General features: G+C 68.1%; 19 protein-coding genes and 1 tRNA gene. 13 read left to right on the plus strand and 7 right to left on the minus strand.

Annotated elements, in window-relative coordinates:
- Nucleotides 1–5: 5 nt before the first annotated feature.
- On the plus strand, nt 6–563 hold the full coding sequence (locus tag AB0J95_RS06385; protein WP_364753079.1) for a helix-turn-helix domain-containing protein: 558 nt from the start codon (nt 6–8) through the stop codon (nt 561–563).
- Nucleotides 564–570: 7 nt separating this feature from the next.
- Here the strand turns inward: AB0J95_RS06385 and AB0J95_RS06390 are convergent, their stop codons facing one another.
- Nucleotides 571–1,215: a transcriptional regulator gene (locus AB0J95_RS06390; RefSeq protein WP_364753081.1), complete on the minus strand. Its 645-nt coding sequence runs from the start codon at nt 1,213–1,215 to the stop codon at nt 571–573.
- A 116-nt stretch (nt 1,216–1,331) separates the two neighbouring features.
- Here AB0J95_RS06390 and AB0J95_RS06395 point away from each other — a divergent pair, with 116 nt between their 5' ends.
- A complete protein-coding gene (locus tag AB0J95_RS06395; RefSeq protein WP_364753083.1) occupies nt 1,332–1,535 on the plus strand; it encodes a hypothetical protein in 204 nt (67 codons plus the stop codon).
- Nucleotides 1,536–1,606: 71 nt separating this feature from the next.
- The gene (locus tag AB0J95_RS06400) at nt 1,607–3,025 is read left to right on the plus strand and encodes a cytosine permease (protein ID WP_364753085.1); all 1,419 of its coding nucleotides are present in this window, start codon (nt 1,607–1,609) and stop codon (nt 3,023–3,025) included.
- Here the strand turns inward: AB0J95_RS06400 and AB0J95_RS06405 are convergent.
- Nucleotides 3,022–3,489 carry a histidine phosphatase family protein gene (locus tag AB0J95_RS06405; RefSeq protein ID WP_364753087.1) on the minus strand — a complete coding sequence of 156 codons (468 nt, stop codon included), beginning with the start codon at nt 3,487–3,489 and terminating at the stop codon, nt 3,022–3,024. The two genes, AB0J95_RS06400 and AB0J95_RS06405, sit on opposite strands and share 4 nt — an antisense overlap.
- Nucleotides 3,483–4,691 (minus strand): endonuclease/exonuclease/phosphatase family protein, encoded by a 1,209-nt coding sequence (locus AB0J95_RS06410; protein ID WP_364753089.1) that lies wholly within the window; start codon nt 4,689–4,691, stop codon nt 3,483–3,485. The genes AB0J95_RS06405 and AB0J95_RS06410 overlap by 7 nt, the downstream gene beginning before the upstream one ends.
- A gap of 163 nt (nt 4,692–4,854) precedes the next feature.
- Here AB0J95_RS06410 and AB0J95_RS06415 point away from each other — a divergent pair, with 163 nt between their 5' ends.
- Nucleotides 4,855–6,183, plus strand: a complete 1,329-nt coding sequence (locus AB0J95_RS06415) for a zinc-dependent metalloprotease family protein (RefSeq protein WP_364753090.1) — start codon at nt 4,855–4,857, stop codon at nt 6,181–6,183.
- Nucleotides 6,184–6,231: 48 nt separating this feature from the next.
- Here AB0J95_RS06415 and AB0J95_RS06420 read toward each other — a convergent pair whose 3' ends face one another.
- The gene (locus AB0J95_RS06420) at nt 6,232–7,314 is read right to left on the minus strand and encodes an aldo/keto reductase (RefSeq protein ID WP_364753092.1); all 1,083 of its coding nucleotides are present in this window, start codon (nt 7,312–7,314) and stop codon (nt 6,232–6,234) included.
- 142 nt (nt 7,315–7,456) lie between these two features.
- Here AB0J95_RS06420 and AB0J95_RS06425 point away from each other — a divergent pair, with 142 nt between their 5' ends.
- From AB0J95_RS06425 to AB0J95_RS06440, 4 genes are read left to right on the plus strand one after another with little or no spacing between them, the layout of a single operon-like run.
- Nucleotides 7,457–8,344, plus strand: coding sequence for an AraC family transcriptional regulator (locus AB0J95_RS06425; protein ID WP_364753095.1), 888 nt, complete (start codon nt 7,457–7,459; stop codon nt 8,342–8,344).
- 36 nt (nt 8,345–8,380) lie between these two features.
- The gene (locus AB0J95_RS06430) at nt 8,381–8,926 is read left to right on the plus strand and encodes a PadR family transcriptional regulator (RefSeq protein WP_364753098.1); all 546 of its coding nucleotides are present in this window, start codon (nt 8,381–8,383) and stop codon (nt 8,924–8,926) included.
- Nucleotides 8,923–9,759 (plus strand): NAD(P)H-binding protein, encoded by an 837-nt coding sequence (locus AB0J95_RS06435; RefSeq protein ID WP_364753101.1) that lies wholly within the window; start codon nt 8,923–8,925, stop codon nt 9,757–9,759. Before AB0J95_RS06430 ends, AB0J95_RS06435 begins: the two co-directional genes overlap by 4 nt.
- A 40-nt stretch (nt 9,760–9,799) precedes the next feature.
- Entirely contained in the window at nt 9,800–10,453 is a 654-nt protein-coding gene (locus AB0J95_RS06440) for a maleylpyruvate isomerase N-terminal domain-containing protein (protein ID WP_364753104.1), read from the plus strand.
- Between the two features lie 439 nt (nt 10,454–10,892).
- Here the strand turns inward: AB0J95_RS06440 and AB0J95_RS06445 are convergent.
- Together AB0J95_RS06445 and AB0J95_RS06450 are read right to left on the minus strand one after the other, a co-directional pair.
- Nucleotides 10,893–10,965 (minus strand) — tRNA-Lys (locus tag AB0J95_RS06445).
- A gap of 16 nt (nt 10,966–10,981) precedes the next feature.
- A complete protein-coding gene (locus AB0J95_RS06450; RefSeq protein WP_364753106.1) occupies nt 10,982–11,551 on the minus strand; it encodes a TetR/AcrR family transcriptional regulator in 570 nt (189 codons plus the stop codon).
- 98 nt (nt 11,552–11,649) lie between these two features.
- On the opposite strand from AB0J95_RS06450, the gene AB0J95_RS06455 reads away from it, so the two are divergent.
- Together AB0J95_RS06455 and AB0J95_RS06460 are read left to right on the plus strand one after the other, a co-directional pair.
- Entirely contained in the window at nt 11,650–12,816 is a 1,167-nt protein-coding gene (locus AB0J95_RS06455) for an FAD-dependent monooxygenase (protein WP_364753108.1), read from the plus strand.
- A gap of 138 nt (nt 12,817–12,954) precedes the next feature.
- Entirely contained in the window at nt 12,955–13,581 is a 627-nt protein-coding gene (locus AB0J95_RS06460) for a class I SAM-dependent methyltransferase (protein WP_364753111.1), read from the plus strand.
- 52 nt (nt 13,582–13,633) lie between these two features.
- Here the strand turns inward: AB0J95_RS06460 and AB0J95_RS06465 are convergent, their stop codons facing one another.
- Nucleotides 13,634–13,849, minus strand: a complete 216-nt coding sequence (locus AB0J95_RS06465) for a hypothetical protein (protein ID WP_364753114.1) — start codon at nt 13,847–13,849, stop codon at nt 13,634–13,636.
- Nucleotides 13,850–14,063: 214 nt separating this feature from the next.
- On the opposite strand from AB0J95_RS06465, the gene AB0J95_RS06470 reads away from it, so the two are divergent.
- The 3 genes from AB0J95_RS06470 to AB0J95_RS06480 are packed head-to-tail and all read left to right on the plus strand — an operon-like array spanning nt 14,064 to nt 18,757.
- Nucleotides 14,064–15,335, plus strand: a complete 1,272-nt coding sequence (locus AB0J95_RS06470) for a hypothetical protein (protein ID WP_364753116.1) — start codon at nt 14,064–14,066, stop codon at nt 15,333–15,335.
- The gene (locus AB0J95_RS06475; RefSeq protein WP_364753119.1) at nt 15,332–16,285 is read left to right on the plus strand and encodes a glutamate ABC transporter substrate-binding protein; all 954 of its coding nucleotides are present in this window, start codon (nt 15,332–15,334) and stop codon (nt 16,283–16,285) included. The genes AB0J95_RS06470 and AB0J95_RS06475 overlap by 4 nt, the downstream gene beginning before the upstream one ends.
- Nucleotides 16,286–16,300: 15 nt before the next feature.
- Entirely contained in the window at nt 16,301–18,757 is a 2,457-nt protein-coding gene (locus AB0J95_RS06480; protein ID WP_364753120.1) for a tetratricopeptide repeat protein, read from the plus strand.
- Nucleotides 18,758–18,784 lie beyond the last annotated feature (27 nt).

The following is an 18,784-nucleotide window of genomic DNA, read 5'->3' on the forward strand; positions in this document are numbered from 1 at the left end:
CGCCGATGACCGAACGACCGTTGCGCGCCGACGCACGACGTAACCGCGCACGCGTTCTGGAAGTGGCGACCGAGGTCTTCGAGAAGGACGGCATCGACGTGCCGGTCGAGGAGATCGCCAAACGCGCCGGTCTGGGGGTCGGCACGCTGTACCGGCACTTCCCGACCAAGGAGGCGCTGTTCGAGGCGATCATCATCGACCGGGTGGAACGCCTGGCCGCCGAGGCGACCGAGATGGCCGGGGCCGAGGACCCGGGCCAGGCGTTCTTCGAGTTCTTCACGACGATGATCAGCAAGGTGGTGCTCAACCGGGCGCTCAGCGAGATCCTGGCCACCGAGATGGGCCAAGACGTCGCAGGCCTGGCCGGCGGCGCGAAAGAGGATCTCCGGCGCGCTCAGGACGTGCTGCTGGAACGCGCTCAGCGAGCCGGGGCGGTGCGCGCGGACCTGACCGGGGACGAGGTGAAAGCCGTGGTGCTGGGCATCGTCACCGCCGAACGCCAGGCCGGCGGCGATCCCGGCCGGCTGGCCGGGATCATGCTGCAGAGCCTGCGTGCCGGTTAGAACCCGGTCAGAACTTGGTGTCCGCCAGGGTGTTCCAGAACATCAGCTCGTAGTCGAGCAGCAGGTGACCGTGGCGGCGGGCCTCCGTGGGTTCCCAGCCGGTGTCCAGTGCCGCCTGGATCGCGTTCAGGGCGACCTGTTCCAGCTCGGGCACCGGGGTGGCGAAGAAGTCGAAGAACCTGGTCTCCTCGAACTGGTACACCGACTTCAGCGACCGGGAGATCTCCGCGCAGTACTCACCGAAAGCCGCGAAGTTCGCGAACAGGGCGAGCAACGCGTCCACCGGCTCGGCGTTCAACGCCAGGGACGCGACATACGCCGCATACGCCTGGCACCCGGCCTGTGGCGTGTATTCGCCTTCGTCGAACCCGGTGGCGTCGATCAACGGCTGCACCAGGTCCAGCGAGATCCCCTCGCCCCCGGCCAGCGTGCCGAAGAAATTCCGGGCCGCCGGTTCCTGCGCCCGCGCGGCCAGTGTGAGGAACGCCCGCCAGTCGCTGCCGATGATCCGGCGTTCTTCCGCCGCCAATGCGCCGATAATGGACACAGAAGCGCTGCCATCTGCTAGCAATGGCAGCAGCCGGTTAGCCCCCGGCTGCGGTGTCAGTTCGGTCTGGGTCTGCTGCAGCACATCACGAGCCGAAGAGGTCACCGTGTAAACGTTACGCGAATGGAGCATGGCGCAGGTCACGCCGGGGTCGCGTAAGCCGTAGGTTCGCCGCACGTCCCAGTACCAGCTACCCACACCGACAAGGAGTCTGAGGGGAGATGGACTACTTGCACGATCTCGTCGCCGTGCAGGTCGAGCGTGCCTGGCGGGCGGAGACCGAGTTCGAGCGCCTGGCCGCTGAATCTGGGATCAGTGCCGACCACGCCAACCACCTGTTGAAGTTCGCCGTACAACGAATCGCCGAGGGCACGGCGTCCACGATGGACCCGTACGCCCTGGCCACCTCCTGGATCCGCAGCTAGCGAAGCTGTTCCCGCTCGAACCCGCCTGTTACGTTGGTAATTCACCTTTTCCACGGCAGGGGGAGGGCGTAGTGGTCGAGGTCGCGCGTTCCGGCTGGCAGATCGAGCAAAAAGGGATCGACTGGGTCGCGCAGGACGAGCGGCACAGCAGACCGCGCAGTCTGTTCTGGCCATGGACCGCCGCCAACTTCAGCTTTTTCACCGTGGCGTACGGGGTTTTCGTAGTCAGCCTTGGTCTGGACCCCTGGCAGGGCGCGCTCGCGGTGGTGATCGGCCTTGGCCTGTCGTACCCCGTCGTCGGCCTGGTCGGGATGGCCGGGCTGCGTGGCGGCGCGCCGACCATGACGCTCAGCCGGGCCGCGTTCGGCTTCCACGGCAACAAACTGCCGACGTTCTTCGTCTGGTTGTCCTACGTCGGCTGGGAGACCGTCAGCGTCACGCTCGGCGCCCTTGCCACCCGGACGATCCTGCGACGGCTCAGCCCGGACCTGGCAACCACGCCCATGGTCGTGATCGGCTTCCTGGTCACGACCTTGCTCGTGGTCCTGGTCGCGGTGTACGGCTACGACACGATCATCCGGGTGCAGCGCTGGATCACCGTGGCGGTCGCGGTCGCGGTGGCCGGCTACTTCGTGATCATCATCCCGGACCTGAACTTCGGCGCTCCCACCACGGGCGGCAGCCTCGCTTTGGTCGTCGGCGGAATCACGCTGGTGATCGCGAACGGCATCGGCTGGACGCCCGGCGGCGCGGACTACAGCCGGTACACCAAGGGATCGCCGAAGTCCGTGGTCTGGTGGACCGCGATCGGCGGCGCCACCGCGCCGGCCGTGTTGATGTTGTTCGGCGTCCTGCTGACCGCCGGGGATCCCGCGCTGGCCATGGCGGCCGCGGCCGACCCGATCGGCGCGTTCGCGGTGAAGCTGCCGACCTGGTTCCTGGTGCCGTTCCTGCTGGCCACGATCCTGAGCGTGATCGCGGGCGCGGTGTTCAACCTGTACAGCTCCGGCCTGAACCTGCTCGCGCTGGGCCTGCGCATCCCGCGCTGGGCCGCGGTGACCATCGACGGCGTGCTGATGGTGCTCGGCGGGCTGTACCTGATCTTCGTGGCGCCCAGCTTCTTCGCGCCCGTGCAGTCGTTCCTGATCGTGATCGGCGTGGTGACCGCCGCCTGGTCGGCGATCTTCGTGACGGACCTGTTCCTGCACAGGCGATCCGGCTACGACAAGGACGCCCTGTACTCGCCCGCGGGCTACGGCGGCGTGAACCTCGCGGGCGTCGTGTCTTTGGTGGTCGCGATCGTGGTCGGACTGGGACTGGTGACCTCACTGGATCCCAACATCCGTGCCGTTCTGGGATACCTGCTCACCCCGGCGGCTCAGGCGGGCACGCTCGGGGCGAGCAACATCGGTGTGGCCGTGGCATTTGTCGTGGCCGCTGCGCTGTATTCGTTGCTCAGCACCACTGTCCTCAAAGTACGGTCGCGCTAGCCCCGGGGTGTGGTGTGGTCGATCAGCTCGGCCCACCGCTCGCCCGCCGTTGACCAGGGATGGTCACTGCGCAGGACGGCGATGGTGGACGTCTTGAAGACCGTCTCCCGGCCGGTGAGATACTCGGTGAGCATCTCCAGCGCGGGGTTGTGGCCGACGATGACCGCGGTCTCGACGTCCTCGGACATCTCCTGGACGACCTCAAGCTGCGGGCCGTAGTAGATCCGGCTGTCCTCGGTCACCGTCGGCGGGATGGTGAGCTGCGCGGCGGCGTTCTCCCAGGTCTGGCGGGCCCTCAGCGCGGGCGAGACCACGGCGAGGTCAAGACCGGGCACGTTCTCGTTCAGCCACTGGCCCGCGACCGGCGCGTCCCGCAGACCCCGTGGCCCGAGCGGGCGGTCGAGGTCGGCGACGCCGTCCGGCCAGGCCGACTTGGCGTGCCGGAGAATGACCAGGGTCACCATTGCGGCACCACCAACGTGAGACCGACGAGGTGGTGGTCGGTGGTGTCGTTCAGGCGCGCGAGCGGGGAGTCCGGCGTCGGCCAGAACACCTCGGTGTGCAGCGGGATCAGGTTGCGCGACGGCAGGACGTAGTCGACCCGCAGGTTGCCGGGGGCATTGTCGTTGAAGTCGCCGGTGTCGAACCAGGGGTTGCCGCGCTGGGTGAGGTTGGCGCCCTTCTGGTCCTGGCTCGCGCGGACCGCGCCGAGACTGCCGGGCTTGAGGTCGAACAGCCGCGGCGAGGAGATCAGCTGCTGGATCGCGCCGGGAACGCTGTCGCCGTCGACCGGGTCGGAGTTGTGGTCACCGGCGATGACGAACTTCGCGCCGGGCGCGAGGCCGCCGCGCTTGCCCTTGTCGTCGTACAGATACCCGGCTTTACCTGGGGTGATGTAGTCCGCCCACAGCCGGATCTCGTCGTGGTTGCGGGTGCCGTTGCGGTCCTCGGGGCCGTCGAAGCTCGGCGGCGTGGGGTGGTCGACCAGGAAGTGCACCGTCTCGCGACCGATCTTCAACGGCAGGTCCCAGTGCGATTTCGAGGACAGCCGGAACACCGCGAGCTGCTGCGGTGAGTACCAGTCGTGCGGCGCGGGCGTGGCCGGGTCGTCCGGCAGCAGCGCGCCGGGCATGTCCTTCCACAGGAAGTGCTGGAACGTGCGGACGTGCTGGGTGTCGATCGGGTACTTGGACAGCACGAGCATCCCGTACTGGCCCGGGAACAGGCCGAAGCCGTAGGCGTCGTCCGGGCCGTCGGTCTTGCCGTCGCGGTTGAAGTCGAGGCCGCTCGGCACGCCCGTGTTCACCGGCGCGGTGTACGCGTACGGGAAGTCGATCGGGCGCGCGCCGTTCTGGCCGTGCTGCAGGTAGTTGGCGCGGAACAGGTTCGCGGCCTGGTTGTCCGGCACGTAGTCGAACTCGTTGATCAGCAGCACGTCCGGGCGGTCCCGCTGGATCACCTCGGCGACCTTCCTGGCCTGTGCGTTGTCCGGCGTGGACAGGTCGGTGACCAGCTGGCCGGCGGCGCCGCGGTTGAGCGACGCGTTGAAGGTGGAGAACCGGACCTGTGCCGGCCACTGGGAGGCCTCGGCGGGGTGGGCGATCACTCCGGCGATCAGGGCGCCGGTGAGCAGCACGCGAGTCAGCACGTCAGCTGACTCTGCCATGCCTGGGTTGCCGGTGCACAAACATCCGCATTCAGCCTGATGAGGGACCACCATCCGAACGGACTGTGGTGGGATCGGCTAATTGTTTGTATCTTGGGCGACCGTTACACCCATTTGGGTTAACTCAAAGGAGTTGTCTCGGTTGTCTTTCCCTGCACGAGTCGTGACCGTCTCGACCGCTCTGGCAGCCGGTGCCGCGCTGGTCGTCACGCCCGTCGCGCAGTCCGCCCCCGAACAATCCGTCATGTTCGACGAGCCTCAGCCGTTATCCGCGGCGCCCGCCCTGGTCACGGCCATGATCAACGGCCTGCCGGTGGCACAGGTGCGCCGGATGGCCAAGGGGAACCACTTCCAGCTGGACCAGACCGGCATGATCCGCTCGGTCGAGAAGGTGTCGCCCAAGCCCGCTGCCAGGACCGCGCTGGACGCGCCGCCCGGGACCGACGTGTTCAAGCTGCACAGCCGCCCTGGCTCCAACCGGACCATCTACCTCGACTTCACCGGGCACAGCGTGTCCGGCACCGCGTGGAACGGCGGCGCCCAGATCGACGCGCCCGCCTGGTCGGCCGACGGTGACCCGTCGACGTTCAACGACGCCGAGCGCGACACCATCTACCAGGCTTTCCTCGCCACCTCCGAGGACTACCGGACCTTCGACGTGGACGTGACCACCGAGGAGCCGAGCGACGACAAGATCACCCGGTCGAACGCCGACGACCAGGTCTACGGCACCCGCGCGGTGATCACGCCCAAGGACGTCGTCAACTGCGGCTGCGGCGGCCAGGCCTACATCGGCACGTTCAACCGGACCAGCAACCACGCCAAGTACCAGCCGGCCTGGGCCATCGCCCGCGGTGACTACGACGGCAAGTCGATCGCCGAGATCGTGTCCCACGAGACCGGTCACAACCTCGGCCTGTCGCACGACGGCACCACCACTGGCAGCGAGTACTACGGCGGGCACACCAACTGGGCGCCGATCATGGGCGCGGGCTACGGCCAGCCGGTGACCACGTGGAGCCGGGGCGAGTACGCCGACGCGAACAACCCCGAGGACGACCTCGCGATCATCCCCACCAAGGGCGCGGTGACCCTCCCGGACGACTTCCCGGACACGACACCCAGCCAGTTGACGGACAACACCCCGGTGAGCGGAATCATCACCACCGACAGCGACGTGGACGTCTTCAAGATCACACATGCGGGTGGATCGCTGACCGCGACCGCCGTCCCCGCGGAGTTCTCCCCAGACCTGGACATCAAGCTGACGATCAAGGACGCCAACGGCACGGTCGTCGCCACCGTCGACCCGCCGGTCCGCCGGGTGTCGGAGACCCAGGCCAACGGCCTCGATGCCTCGTTCACCCAGGACCTCCCGGCCGGCGACTACACGTTCCAGGTCGAGGGCACCGGCGCCGGTGACCCGAAGACCAACGGCTACACCGGCTACGCCAGCATCGGCAAATACACCCTCACCGTCGACGCTGGCTGATGTTCTCGCTTGAGCGGCGCGTTTCCCTTGGGAGCGCGCCGCTTCTGCTCAGTAGCGGACGTCGCTGAGCAGCAGCGGCGGGTACACATCGGACCGCTCACCGTCCACAGTGGTCCCGGCGAACTGCAGCGTCGCCCGTATGGTGCTGGTGACCTGGGCGGGGTAGTCGAGGTCGGGTGCGGAGACCTCGTCGAGCCGCCGCACCTGCTCCTGGGACAGCTCCACTTCGAGCGCGGTGAGGTTGCTCTCCAGTTGTTCCACCCGGCGCGCGCCGATGATCGGCACAACCGTGCCCTGACGAGCCCGGAGCCAGGCCAGGGAGACCGCGGCTTCGTTCGTGCCCAGCTCGTCGGCCACTGCGGTCACCGCGTCGATGACCTTGTACTGGTCCTCCGTCGGGACGCCGACGTACGCCGCGCGGGCGGAGTCGGTGCTCTCGTTGCCGCGGCGGTACTTCCCGGACAGGAACCCGCTCTTCAGCGGGCTCCACGGGACCAGCGCCATGCCCTGGTCGAGCGCGAGCGGGCCGAGTTCACCCTCGAGGGTGCGCGCCAGCAGCGAGTACTCGACCTGCAACGCGATCAGCGGCGTCCATCCCTTCAGCAGAGCCATTGTCTGCGCCTGCGCGGTGACCCAGGCGGGCGTGTTGGAGAAGCCGATGTACCGGATCTTGCCGGTTCGCACCAGGTCGTCGAGGGCGCGCATGGTCTCCTCGACCGGGGTGTTGCGGTCCCAGTTGTGCAGCCAGTACACGTCCAGGTAATCGGTCCGCATGCGGCGCAGGGTTTCGTGCAGCTGGGCGATGATCGCGCCGCGGCCGGCGCCGCCGCCGTTCGGGTCGCCGGGGTACATGTTGGCGAAGAACTTCGACGCCAGCACAACGCGTTCGCGCTTGCCGGGCTGTGTGGCGAAGTAGTCGCCGAGGATCCTCTCCGAGTGGCCGTTGGTGTAGAAGTTGGCCGTGTCGACGAAGTTGCCGCCGCGGTCCAGGTAGGTCGAGAGGATCTTCTCGGACTCCGCCACGCTGCAGCCCGCGCCGGGCGGATCCTCGCCGAACGTCATCGCGCCGAGCGCGAACGGGCTGACGCGCAGGCCGGACCGGCCGAGGGTGACGTAGTGGTCGAGCGCCATGGAAGTGCTCCTCAGGTCTGGGAATCCGTCCCTTCCATGGAACCCCTCGCGGACGGTCTGGCGGTAGGCAGATCGTCGCTGGCTCTTGCCTGATCCTGCTCCACAGGGTGCGATCGGGTCGTCGGGGTGTTTCCATGGTGGGGTGAGCGAAGTTGTGGACGAGATCACCGGCCTGATCGAGCGGCATGCGCGGCCGGACATGCAGACCGCCATCGACGGGCTGGTGCTGTCGATCGCGGAGTCCTCGGCGCCGGACTACACGTTGGCCGAGCCGTTGTTCGTGCTGATGGCCAAGGGCGGCAAGCGGTTGTTCCTCGGCGACCAGCTTTTCGAGTACCGCTCAGGGCAATGCCTCGTGGTGACCGCGGATCTGCCGGTCACCGGCCACTTTCTCGACGTGCCCTCGTTCGGTGTGGGCCTCGTCCTGCGGTCAGCCACCATCGCGCCGCTGCTGCTGGAGGCCCCACCGACACGCCGGGTCACGACCGGCGAACCCGCGATGGCCACCGGCGACGCGAGCCCGGTCCTGCTTGACGCCGTGGTCCGGTTGCTGCGCCTGCTCGACACGCCTTCGGACATCGCCGTGCTGGCGCCGTTGATTGAACGGGAGATCCTGTGGCGCCTGCTCACCGGCCCGCACGGTGCCATGATCCGCCAGATCGGCCTGGCGGACAGCAACCTGTCGCACGTCAACCGTGCGATTCGGTGGATCAGGGAGAACTACGCCGAGCCGATGCGGATCGCCGACCTCGCGGCGCTCGCGGGCATGAGCCCGTCCGCGTTCCACCGCCACTTCCGCACGGTCACCGCGATGAGTCCGCTGCAGTTCCAGAAACGCATCCGTCTCCAGGAAGCCCGGTCGTTGCTGCTTGCCCACCCGCACGACATCGCCGGCGTCGGCCACCTCGTCGGCTACGACAGCCCCACCCAGTTCAACCGCGAATACCGCCGCCTCTTCGGTACTCCACCTGGACAACACGCCGCTCAGCTCCGCGCAACCACCCCCATCGACGCCCCACACCTCCCATAGTCGCGTTTGACTACGGATCCATAGTCATGTTTGACTATGGATGTGAGTAGTTCGAGACTCTTTGCGCTCAGTGCGTTGGCGCGTCGGGGGCAGATGCACGGCTATCAGATCCGGCGGGCGGCGCAGCTCGACCGGACCGAGCTGTGGACGGACGTCAAACCGGGTTCGCTGTACAACGTGCTGCGCCGGATGACGGACGAGGGCCTGGTCGAGGTGGTGCGCACGGAGAAGGTGGGCAACCCTCCGGAACGGACCGTCTACGCGATCACGGCGCGGGGGCGAGCGGAGCTGGTTTCGTTGCGCAGCGCGGCACTTGGGGACGTGCGGCTGCCGCCGGACCTGGTCGATCTGGCGCTTCAGTACACAGAGGACCTCACGTCCGACGAACTCGTTGAGGCCATTGGCAAGCGGCGGCAGGCCGTGGCCGGTCAGGTGGCGTTGTTCGAGGACGAGTTCCGTGCGGCCAAACCGGATCTGGCCGGGCTGGAGCCGTTGATCTTCGAGCACTGCCTGATCCGCCTGCGAGCCGAACTCACTTGGCACGACACCGTGCTCAGCACTCTTCAGGAGGGAAAGTCATGATCTTGGTAACTGGGGCGACCGGGACGATCGGTCGTGCTCTGATCGACCTGCTCGTCGATGCGGGTGCACCGGTCCGCGCAGCCACTCGGCGAACCGTCGACCTGCCGGTCGATACCGTGTACGCGGACCTTGGTTCGCCGGAAAGCCTTGTGTCCGCGCTCAACGGCGTGCAACAGGTGTTCTTGTTGTCCAGTGGCGCGGACATCCCCACGCACGACGCCAATCTCGCCCGCGCGGCAGTCGAAGCGGGCGTCGGCACCATCGTGAAGTTGTCGTCGGGGCGGGCCGGTGATCCCGCCGCGACCGATCCGATCCCGAACTGGCACCGCGCCGGTGAGCAGTCCGTTGAGGACAGCGGTCTGGCATGGACCTTCCTGCGTCCCATGGGGTTCATGTCCAACACACTCGCCTGGGCCGGGCCGATCCGCCGGGATCGTACGGTCTATGCGGCTTTTGCCGGCGGTCGCGTGGCGACCATCGCTCCGGAGGACATCGCCGCGGTCGCCGCTCGTGTTCTCACCGAACCGGGCCACGCCGGTCAGGCGTACACCCTCACCGGCCCGGAAGCCCTTACGCCTGCGGAAATGACCGCGATCCTGGCCGAAGTCCTCGAACTGCCACTGAAGTTCGTCGAGGTGTCGGCGGAAGTGGCGCGCCAGGCCATCCTTGACCACGGTGTTCCGCCGGTGATGGCGGACGCGATCATGGCGTTGCGGGCCACCGCGTTGTCGGAGTTCACCGCGACCATCAGCCCGGACGTCGAAAAGCTCACCGGCACCCCAGCGACGACGTTCCGTGAGTGGGCCTCGCGCAACCGAGCGAAGTTCCGGTAATCCGGTTGTCCGGCGTTCCGGAACGGCATTACGGTGCCGTGTGGATCTCTTCGCGCGCTCTTGGACGGCTTTGCTCGCCGCGGTCGCTGATCTCAAGGACGAGGACTTCGAGCGGCCGTCCGGTTGTACCGGCTGGCTGGTCCGGGATCTTGTGTGCCACTTGGTGATCGACGCCCAGGATGTCCTGATCACCCTCGCCACCCCCGCGGACACCGAGCCGACCGTGGACGCGATCAGCTACTGGCACGTGGTCGAACCTCCAACCGGCGACGACCCCCTCGACGCCCTGATCGTGCGCCTGGCCGCCGCCTACCAGGAACCGTGGCTGCTCAAGTTCCACCTCGACGACGTCGGCTCCGCCGCCGGCCGCGCCGCCACCCTCGCAAACCCCGAAGCGCTTGTGAGCACCCGCGACGAAGTCCTCACCGTCGCCGACTACCTCACGGCGTACGTCCTGGAATGGACCCTGCACCACCTGGATCTGACCGCAAACCTCCCCACGGCCCCCGAACCCCCGGCCGAGACCCTCACCCAAGCCCGCCACATGCTCGAAAAACTCGCCGGCGCCCCCTTCCCACCCACCCTCACGGACAAAGCAGCCCTCCTCATCGCCACCGCCCGCCGCCCACCAACCCCCGAAGAAAAAGCCGCCCTCGCCACGTATCCCACCCAACTCCCGATCCCCATCGGCTGAAAACGAAGCGGTCGATCACGTCAGAAACCCGCCCGCCCAACCCACCCCCGCTCACTAGCGCCGCGACCGTGTCCGACCACCAAACCCGCGACATCATCAAGAAAGCCTGAAAAACCTTCGCCGCCCACAACCCCACCAAGATCACCAAAAACAGCACCCCGCTGAAAGGCGACGCGTCCGCAGCCGCCGGACTCCGCCCAGCTCCCCACGCTGGAAGGCGGCGCCTCCGCTGGAAGGTGACGCGTCCGCAGTCGCAGGGCTCCGCCCAGCTCCCCCGCTGAAAGGTGACGCCGACACAGACGCCGGGCTTCGCCCGGCTCCCCCGCTGGAGGGTGAGGCCGCCGAAGGCGGCACGTGGGGGGCTTGGGGGGCTCGGCCCCCAACATGAAGACAAGCGACAAGGTCCGCGCAGTCCGCGGACATATGTCGCCCGAGCTTGTGGGCCCCCGGGGGATCGAACCCCGAACCCGCGGATTAAAAGTCCGCTGCTCTGCCAATTGAGCTAGAGGCCCGGCTGGTACAGCGTACCTAGGCTGCGCCAGTGGGTTTTGGGAGGGTGGTGGCGATGGTGTGGATGGCGGTGGTGATGTCTTGGGGGGTCATGGGGGTGGTGGGGTCGATGAGGAGCTGGGCCATGATGCCGGTGAGGAGTGCCTGGTAGAGGCTGCCCATGGCCCAGCGGGTGCGGTCGTCGGGTGGGGCGTCGCGGTCCTCGAAGGGGTAGGCGAGGCCTTCGCGGGCGTCGGCGAGGTTGCGGGCGAGGTCGGCGCGGAGTTCCTCGATGTGTGCGGCGAGGCCGATGACCTCGAACGTTGCCGCCCAGAGGGCTCGGTGGGCCGTGAACGAGCCGATGATGCCCGCCCAGATCTCCTCGAACCCCGTTGACCCGGCAAGTGCCCTGCCGATCTCTTCCGACCACTCCAGGGTTGCCTGCCGGAAGGCCTCGTTGAGCAGCGCCTCCTTGGACCCGAAGTGGTATCCGACGGCCGCCATGCTCACGCCGGCCTCGGTCGCGATGTCGCGGATGGATGTCCGCGCGTAGCCCTTGGTGTACAGGCAGCGTTTCGCCCCGGCCAGCAGGTCTTCACGGTTTCCCATGCGCTCATCCTAGTTTGGGCGAACGCCTTAGGCAAACGACTTGCGCGATCGCCTAAAACGGTTGTACGGTTCCGGCATCGACCAAGGAGGGCAACGACATGAAGATCCTGATCTCGGGTGCGAGCGTGGCCGGTCCGGCGCTGGCGTACTGGTTGCGGCGCTACGGTTTCCAGCCGACCGTCGTCGAGCGCGCCCCCGCGCCGCGGCCCGGTGGCTACGCGGTGGACTTCCGAGGTGCCTCGATGGACGCGCTCAGCCGGATGGGCATCCTCGACGAGGTGCGCAGGGCCGCCACCGACATGGGCGACATGGAGTACGTGAACGAGCGGGGCAAGCGGATCGCCACCACGCCGCCGGTGGTGTTCAGCGGTGAGCTCGAGGTCCTGCGGGGTGACCTCGTGAACATCCTCTACAACCGCACGCGCGAGGATGTCGAGTACATCTTCGACGACACCATCACCTCGATCGCCGAGGACGGGCACGGCGTCAAGGTCACCTTCCAGAACGCCGCCCCGCGGGCGTTCGACCTGGTCATCGGCGCGGACGGGCTGCACTCCAAGGTCCGCGAGCTGATGTTCGGCGGCGAGGAGCGGTTCATCAAGCACCTCGGCCTGTACGCCTCGGTGTTCACCGCCGGCAACCACCTCGGCCTGGACCACAAGGGCCGCTTCTACAACTCACCGGGCCGCACGGCGGGCATGTACCCGGCGCGGAACAACACCGAGGCCAAGGCGATGTTCTACTTCGCGTCCGACCAGCTGGACTACGGCAGGCGCGACACCGGACGCCAGAAGCAGCTGCTGCGGCAGGCGTTTGCGGATGAGGGCTGGGAGATTCCCCGGCTGCTCAACGAGATGGACCGGGCCGGCGACTTCTTCTTCGACTCCGTCAGCCAGATCCACATGGACCACTTCACCAGCGGCCGCACCGCGCTGGTCGGCGACGCGGGCTACTGCGCGTCCCCGATGTCCGGCATGGGCACCAGCCTCGCCCTTGTCGGGGCGTACGTGCTCGCCGGCGAGCTGAAGGCGGCCAACGGCGACCACCGGATCGCGTTCCCGCGCTACGAGCAGGAGATGCGGCCGTTCATCGAGTCCTGCTGGAAGCAGGCGGAGGACGGGCAGGCGTTCTTCGTGCCGCGCACCAACCGGATGATCAAGCTGCGCAACCTCAGCTACCGGATGCTCCGCTACCCGCCGATGCGCGGCATCTTCACCAAGATGGCCCTGAAGGCCGCCAACATCATCAAGCTGAAGGACTACTAGGGAATTCGCCCGGATGGTGGTCGCCCGGCGTTGTGGTTCCCACGTTCGGGGGAGGTGGTCCGGTCCCAGATCGCGGCCGTGTAACGGGATCCGTGATCGACCCGGACGTAACGGAAACCACGCCCGGAGGGGGACGAGATGCGCAGGATCCGCACTGCCCTGAGCCAGCTGGCCTTCGAACGCCGTTACAACGTCCGGACCGCCGAGAAGATTCCGCTCGCCGACCTGGGGATCGCGGCCGAGGGCCGCGGCTACTACGTCGCCGCCAGGTGGCGGACGCTGCGCCGGACGTTGTCCCGCCGGGAGATCGGCGCGCGGGACGTGTTCGTGGACTTCGGCTCGGGGATGGGCCGGATGGTGCTGGAGGCGGCCCGGTTCCCGTTCGGCCGGGTCATCGGCGTCGAACTTTCCCCGCAGCTGCACGAAATCGCGTTGTCGAACCTCCGGACCACCCGGCAGTGCCTCAGGTGCCCACAGGTCGACCTTGTCTGCGAGGACGTGCTGGGCTTCGAGATTCCCGATGACGTCTCGGTGGTGTTCTTCAACAACCCGTTCCAGGGCGAGGTTTTCACCGAAGTGATCGACCGCCTGGTCGGCACGGTGGACCGCAATCCCAGGCAGATCAAGGTGATCTACTACAACCCGGTCGAGCAACAGACCCTGCTCGACACCGGCCGCGCCCACCTGCTGCGCACGCTTACCCACGCCCGCAAGCGTGTCGCAGGTGAACCGTTCGGGCTGACCAACGTGTACGCGCTGTCGTAGGAGAACCCCAGAACGCGGTGCCGACAGCAGCGGCGGCACCGCGTGTCGTACCTCAGGAGCTGGATGTCGCGAGCAGGGCGTCGAGTGCGCCGTCCTTGACGTCGCTGACCAGCACGTGCAGCTGAGCCAGGCTCATCTGGATGCGCTGGCCGAAGTCGTCGGTGATCACGACGCGCTGCTCGTCCGGGGCGTCGGGGTCGATCCACAGCTCCGGGCAACCGCAGTTGCACTGCCCGCAGAAGGTGGCGATCCGTTCGAGCTTGCTCATGTGTCTCGGCCTGCCTCATATGGGTTTGGGCGGAATATGCCAACGAATCAGGTAAGCAGAACGTCCGTCCTTCCGGCCATCGGGCAATCGAGCGATTGAGTCGCTCGCATGGGGGATTGCGCAGAGTGATCAGTCACGCTCCGGATCACAGGCCGGTCACCGACTCGGCGATAGTGGCGCATACCAGGTGCGTAGTGGTGTTGACTCTGTCGTCATGGGAGCTCCTGTCAGTGCGCCGCCGGCGCAGCGGGGTGACTCCGTGCGGCGGCTGGCCCGCTCGGCGCGGACCACCCCAGGTCGCCTTGGGGTCGTGGCGACCGCGCTCGTCCTGCTGAGCGTGCTGACGGGCAACGTGGGCGCGCTGACCATGCAGGGCAGGCTGAACACGATCAGCGGCCTGGTCGAGCACCGCGAACCGCTCTCGGCCGCCGCCCAGCAGATCTACCGGTCGCTGTCCGATGCGGACGCGACCGCGTCGAGCGCGTTCCTGTCCGGTGGGTCCGAGCCGCCCCAGCTGCGGGAGCGCTACGAGATCGACATGGGCCAGGCCGGGGCCGCGCTGGCCAAGGCCGCGTCCGACGTCGGCGGGATCGCCGCGGCCGAGGACCAGGTCGACACGCTGAGCAAGCAGGTGCCGGTGTACGCGGGGCTGGTCGAGACCGCGCGCACGAACAACCGCCTTGGCCTGCCGATCGGTTCCGCGTATCTGCGCGAGGCGTCCACCTTGATGCGCACCAAGTTGCTGCCTGCCGCGCAGGAGCTCTACGCGATCGACACCCAGCGCCTCACCGACGAGCAGGACGACGCGAGCGGCGTGCCGTGGTTCGCGCTCATCGTGATGGTCGTGCTGCTGGCGGCCCTGATCGCCACGCAGGTTTACCTGACCCGCAAGACCAACCGCCTGCTCAACGTCGGCCTGCTCACCGCGTCCATCGCGATCGCGCTCGGTTTGATCTGGGGCGCGGTGGCCGGGGTCGTCTCGGCGTCGGCCATCAGCGACGCCCGCGAGCACGGCAACCAGCAGGTGGACGCGCTGGTGCAGGCCCGGATCGTCGCGTTGAAGTGCCGCGCCGACGAGACCCTGACGCTGGTCGCCCGCGGCGACGGCGCCGGTTATGAGCAGGAGTTCCAGAAGCTCGCGCCGACCCTGCCGGGTCTGCTGAGCAAGGCCGGGGTGAGCGACAAGGACGCGCAGGCCTGGCTCGAGGCGCACAAGAAGATCCGCGAGCTGGACACCGGCGGCCAGTTCGACCAGGCGGTGGCGCTGGCCATCGGCCCGGACCAGAACGGCGCGACGGCCGCGTTCAACCGGCTCGACCAGGACCTGTCCCAGGCCATCCAGCAGGGCCGGGAGAAGTTCGTCGACTCGACCTCCACCGCGTACAACGCGCAGGAGGCGCTGTTCCCGGGCATCGCGCTGCTGGCCGTGCTCGCCGCGGGCGGCAGCTTCCTGGGCATTCGGCAACGGCTGCGGGAGTACCGATGAGACGAGTCGCGCTGCTGCTGGCGGCGTTGGGCCTGCTGACCGCGTGCGGGGCGCCGGACAAACCGGTCGACCTGGCCGTGGTGACCGCCGTGGACCGGCCCGCGCCCGACGGCTACACCCCGGCGCAGAAGCCGACCGCGGGCTCGCAGGCGCCGAACTGCGGCGACCCGACGGTGAGCCTGCGGCCCGGCGGCCTGGCCGTGACGGGAACCATGGCCAAGATCAAGGAACGCGGCCGGCTGATCGCGGGCGTCGACCAGAACACGTTCCTGTTCGGCTTCCGCAACCCGGAGACCAACAACCTCGAGGGCTTCGACATCGACATGGCCAAGCAGGTGGCCAAGGCGATCTTCGGGGATGAGAACAAGGTCCAGTTCCGGGTGATCGCCTCGCGCGACCGGGAGGACGTGCTGACCAAGGGTGAGGTCGACATCGTGGTCCGCACGTACACGATCAACTGCGACCGGCTGCAGAAGATCGCGTTCTCCTCGGTCTACTACTCCACCGGCCAGCGGGTCCTGGTGGACAAGTCCTCGCAGGTCAAGGGGATCGAGGAGCTGGCGGGCAAGAAGGTCTGCGCGACCGCGGGCTCGACCTCGCTGACCCAGATCGCCAACAACCCGGCGAAGCCGGTGGCCATGTCGGTCGTCAACTGGTCGGACTGCCTGGTGCTGCTGCAGCAGGGTCAGGTCGCGGCGGTGTCCACGGACGAGCCGATCCTGGCCGGGATGGCCGCGCAGGACCCGAACGTCAAGATCGTCGGCCCGAAGCTGACCGACGAGCCGTACGGGATCGGCATTCCCAAGGCCAACACCGACATGGTTCGCTTCGTGAACGCGGTTCTCGACAAGATCCGCGGCGACGGGACCTGGCAGCGCAGCTACGACCAGTGGGTGGGCAGCCGGACCGGGGAGTCCGCGTCGCCGCCGAGCCCGAAGTACCGGGACTGACGAGGGGGTGCCGGTATGGCAGAACATGGATCTTCCGACGACCAGGCGGGCACCGGCTGGTTCCGGCCGCCGGACGTGCTGACCGGGTCACAAGCCCAGCCGCCGAAGCAACAGCAGCCGCAACAGCCGACGCGGCAACAGCAACAGCCGCAGCCCTGGCCGCAACAGCCGCAGCCGGAGCCGCGAACCCAGGCCCAGCAGCAGAAGCCGAGGAACCCGGACGAGACGCTGCGGATCGCGCCGCTGAGCATGCAACCCGTCGGGCCACCGTCGGACGACCTGCACCAGCCGACGAGCGTGCTCGGCTCGGTGCACCCGACGCAGAGCATCGTCCCGCCCAAACCGGCCCAGCCGACCAGCGACTCGACGCCGTTCCCGGCGTCCGGGCACGGGTCCGGCACCGGCCGCCGCACGGGTTCGCGAACCTCTGGGCGCGGCCGTCTGGGTGCCGGGCTGGTGGACGTTCCGCCGGTGCCGTACCGGGATCCGACGTCTGCGGTGATGACCGATCCCGTTGTGGCGGAGAACAAACGCTTTTGCAGCGGGTGCGGCGCGGCGGTCGGCCGTGGCGTGGACGGGCAGCCCGGCGAGGCGGAGGGCACCTGCCCGAAGTGCGGGGCGCCGTTCTCGTTCAAGCCCAAGCTGAAGTCCGGTGACGTCCTGGGTGGGCAGTACGAGGTGCTCGGCTGCCTCGCCTACGGTGGCCTGGGCTGGATCTACCTCGCCAAGGACCACAACGTCAGCGACCGCTGGGTCGTCCTCAAAGGACTCATCGACACCGGCGACCCGACCGCGATGGCGTCCGCCCTTGCCGAGCAACGGTTCCTGGCCGAGGTCGAGCACGGCAACATCCTGAAGATCTACAACTTCGTGCAGGCCCCGGACCCGAGGACGGGCACGTCGGTCGGCTACATCGTGATGGAGTACATCGGCGGCCAGTCGCTGCGGCAGATCGCCCTGGAACACCACCGGGTCATCGGCCGCGCGGAGGCGTTGCCGATCGGGCAGGTGATCGCGTACGGGCTGGAGATCCTGCCGGCCATGGCGTACCTGCACAGTATCGGCCTGCTGTACTGCGATCTCAAGCCGGACAACGTGATCCAGACCGACCAGACGCTCAAGCTGATCGACCTGGGCGCGGTCCGCCGCGACGACGACTACGAGAGCCCGCTGTTCTTCACCCTCGGCTACAGCGCGCCCGAGCTGTCCGAGCGCGGTGCCTCGGTCGCCTCGGACATCTACACCGTCGGCCGGACCCTCGCGGTGCTGTCGATCGAGTTCACCGGGTACACGAGCAAGTACGTGCATTCCTTGCCGGGCCCCGATGACGTGCCGCTGTTCAAGCTCTTCGACTCGTACTACCGGGTGCTGCGGCGGGCCACACATCCCGACCCGGACCGCCGGTTCTCCTCCGCCGAGGAGATGGCCGAGCAGCTCACCGGTGTGCTGCGGGAGGTCATGGCGCTCGGCACCGGACGGCCGCGGCCCGGTGTGTCCACTGTGTTCGGTCCCGAGCCGCGGACCTTCGGCGCCACCATCGGTGACGGCGAGCAGGGCAGCGCGCTGCCGGTGCCGGATCCGTCCGAAGTGGTCGGTGCGTTGCCAGTGCCTCAGGTGGACACCGACGACCCGGCCGCCGGCGTGCTGGCCGCGACGGTGGCCAGTGACCTGAACGAACTCGTTGAGGCGCTGACGTTCGCGCCGCAGAACTCGGTCGAGGTCCGGCTGCGGATGCTGCGTGCCCGGACCGAGCTCGGGGACATCGCGCGGGCTTCCGGCGAACTGGAGATGGCCAGGCGGCTCGCGCAGGACCCGCACGACTGGCGGTTGCATTGGCACCGCGGGCTTCTGGAGCTCGCGATGCGCCGCCCGGCGGATGCACGCGCGTCCTTCGACGTGGTGTACGACGCCCTGCCCGGTGAGGCAGCGCCCAAGCTGGCATTGGCGATCAGCGCCGAGTACCAGCGGGATTACTTTGCCGCGGCACGGTTCTACGAGCAGGTGTGGCGGACCGACCGGTCCTATGTCAGCGCCGCCTTCGGGTTGGTGCGCGTGTATCTGGCGCAGGGAGCGCGAACCGGCGCGATCGAGGTGCTGGAGTCGGTGCCGGACTCGTCCAGCCACTACGTGACCGCGCAGGTCGCGGCGATCAAGATCAAGGCCCGTGCGCACGAGGTCGGCAAGCTCGCCGAACCCGACCTCTACGACGCCGCCCGGCGGCTGGAGCGCCTCGCGCTGGACGCCGAACGCCGGACCCAGCTGTCCGCCGAGGTCCTGGAGGCGGCCTACGGCTACGTCCAGGCCGGCGGCCGGGGCGGCGGAACCGTCCTGGGCTGCACGCTTTCCGAGCGGGAGCTGAGGTTCGGCCTGGAACGCTGTTACCGGGCCCTCGCCCGCCTCGCCAGCACCCCGGAGGCCCGCCACGACCTCGTCGACCGGGCCAACGCCATCCGCCCCCGCACGCTGACGTGACAACGGCCCTGGGCGCTCGCCCAGGGC

Origin of the sequence: Actinocrispum sp. NPDC049592 (assembly GCF_040675465.1) — a bacterium.
Classification (GTDB): Bacteria; Actinomycetota; Actinomycetes; order Mycobacteriales; family Pseudonocardiaceae; genus Kibdelosporangium.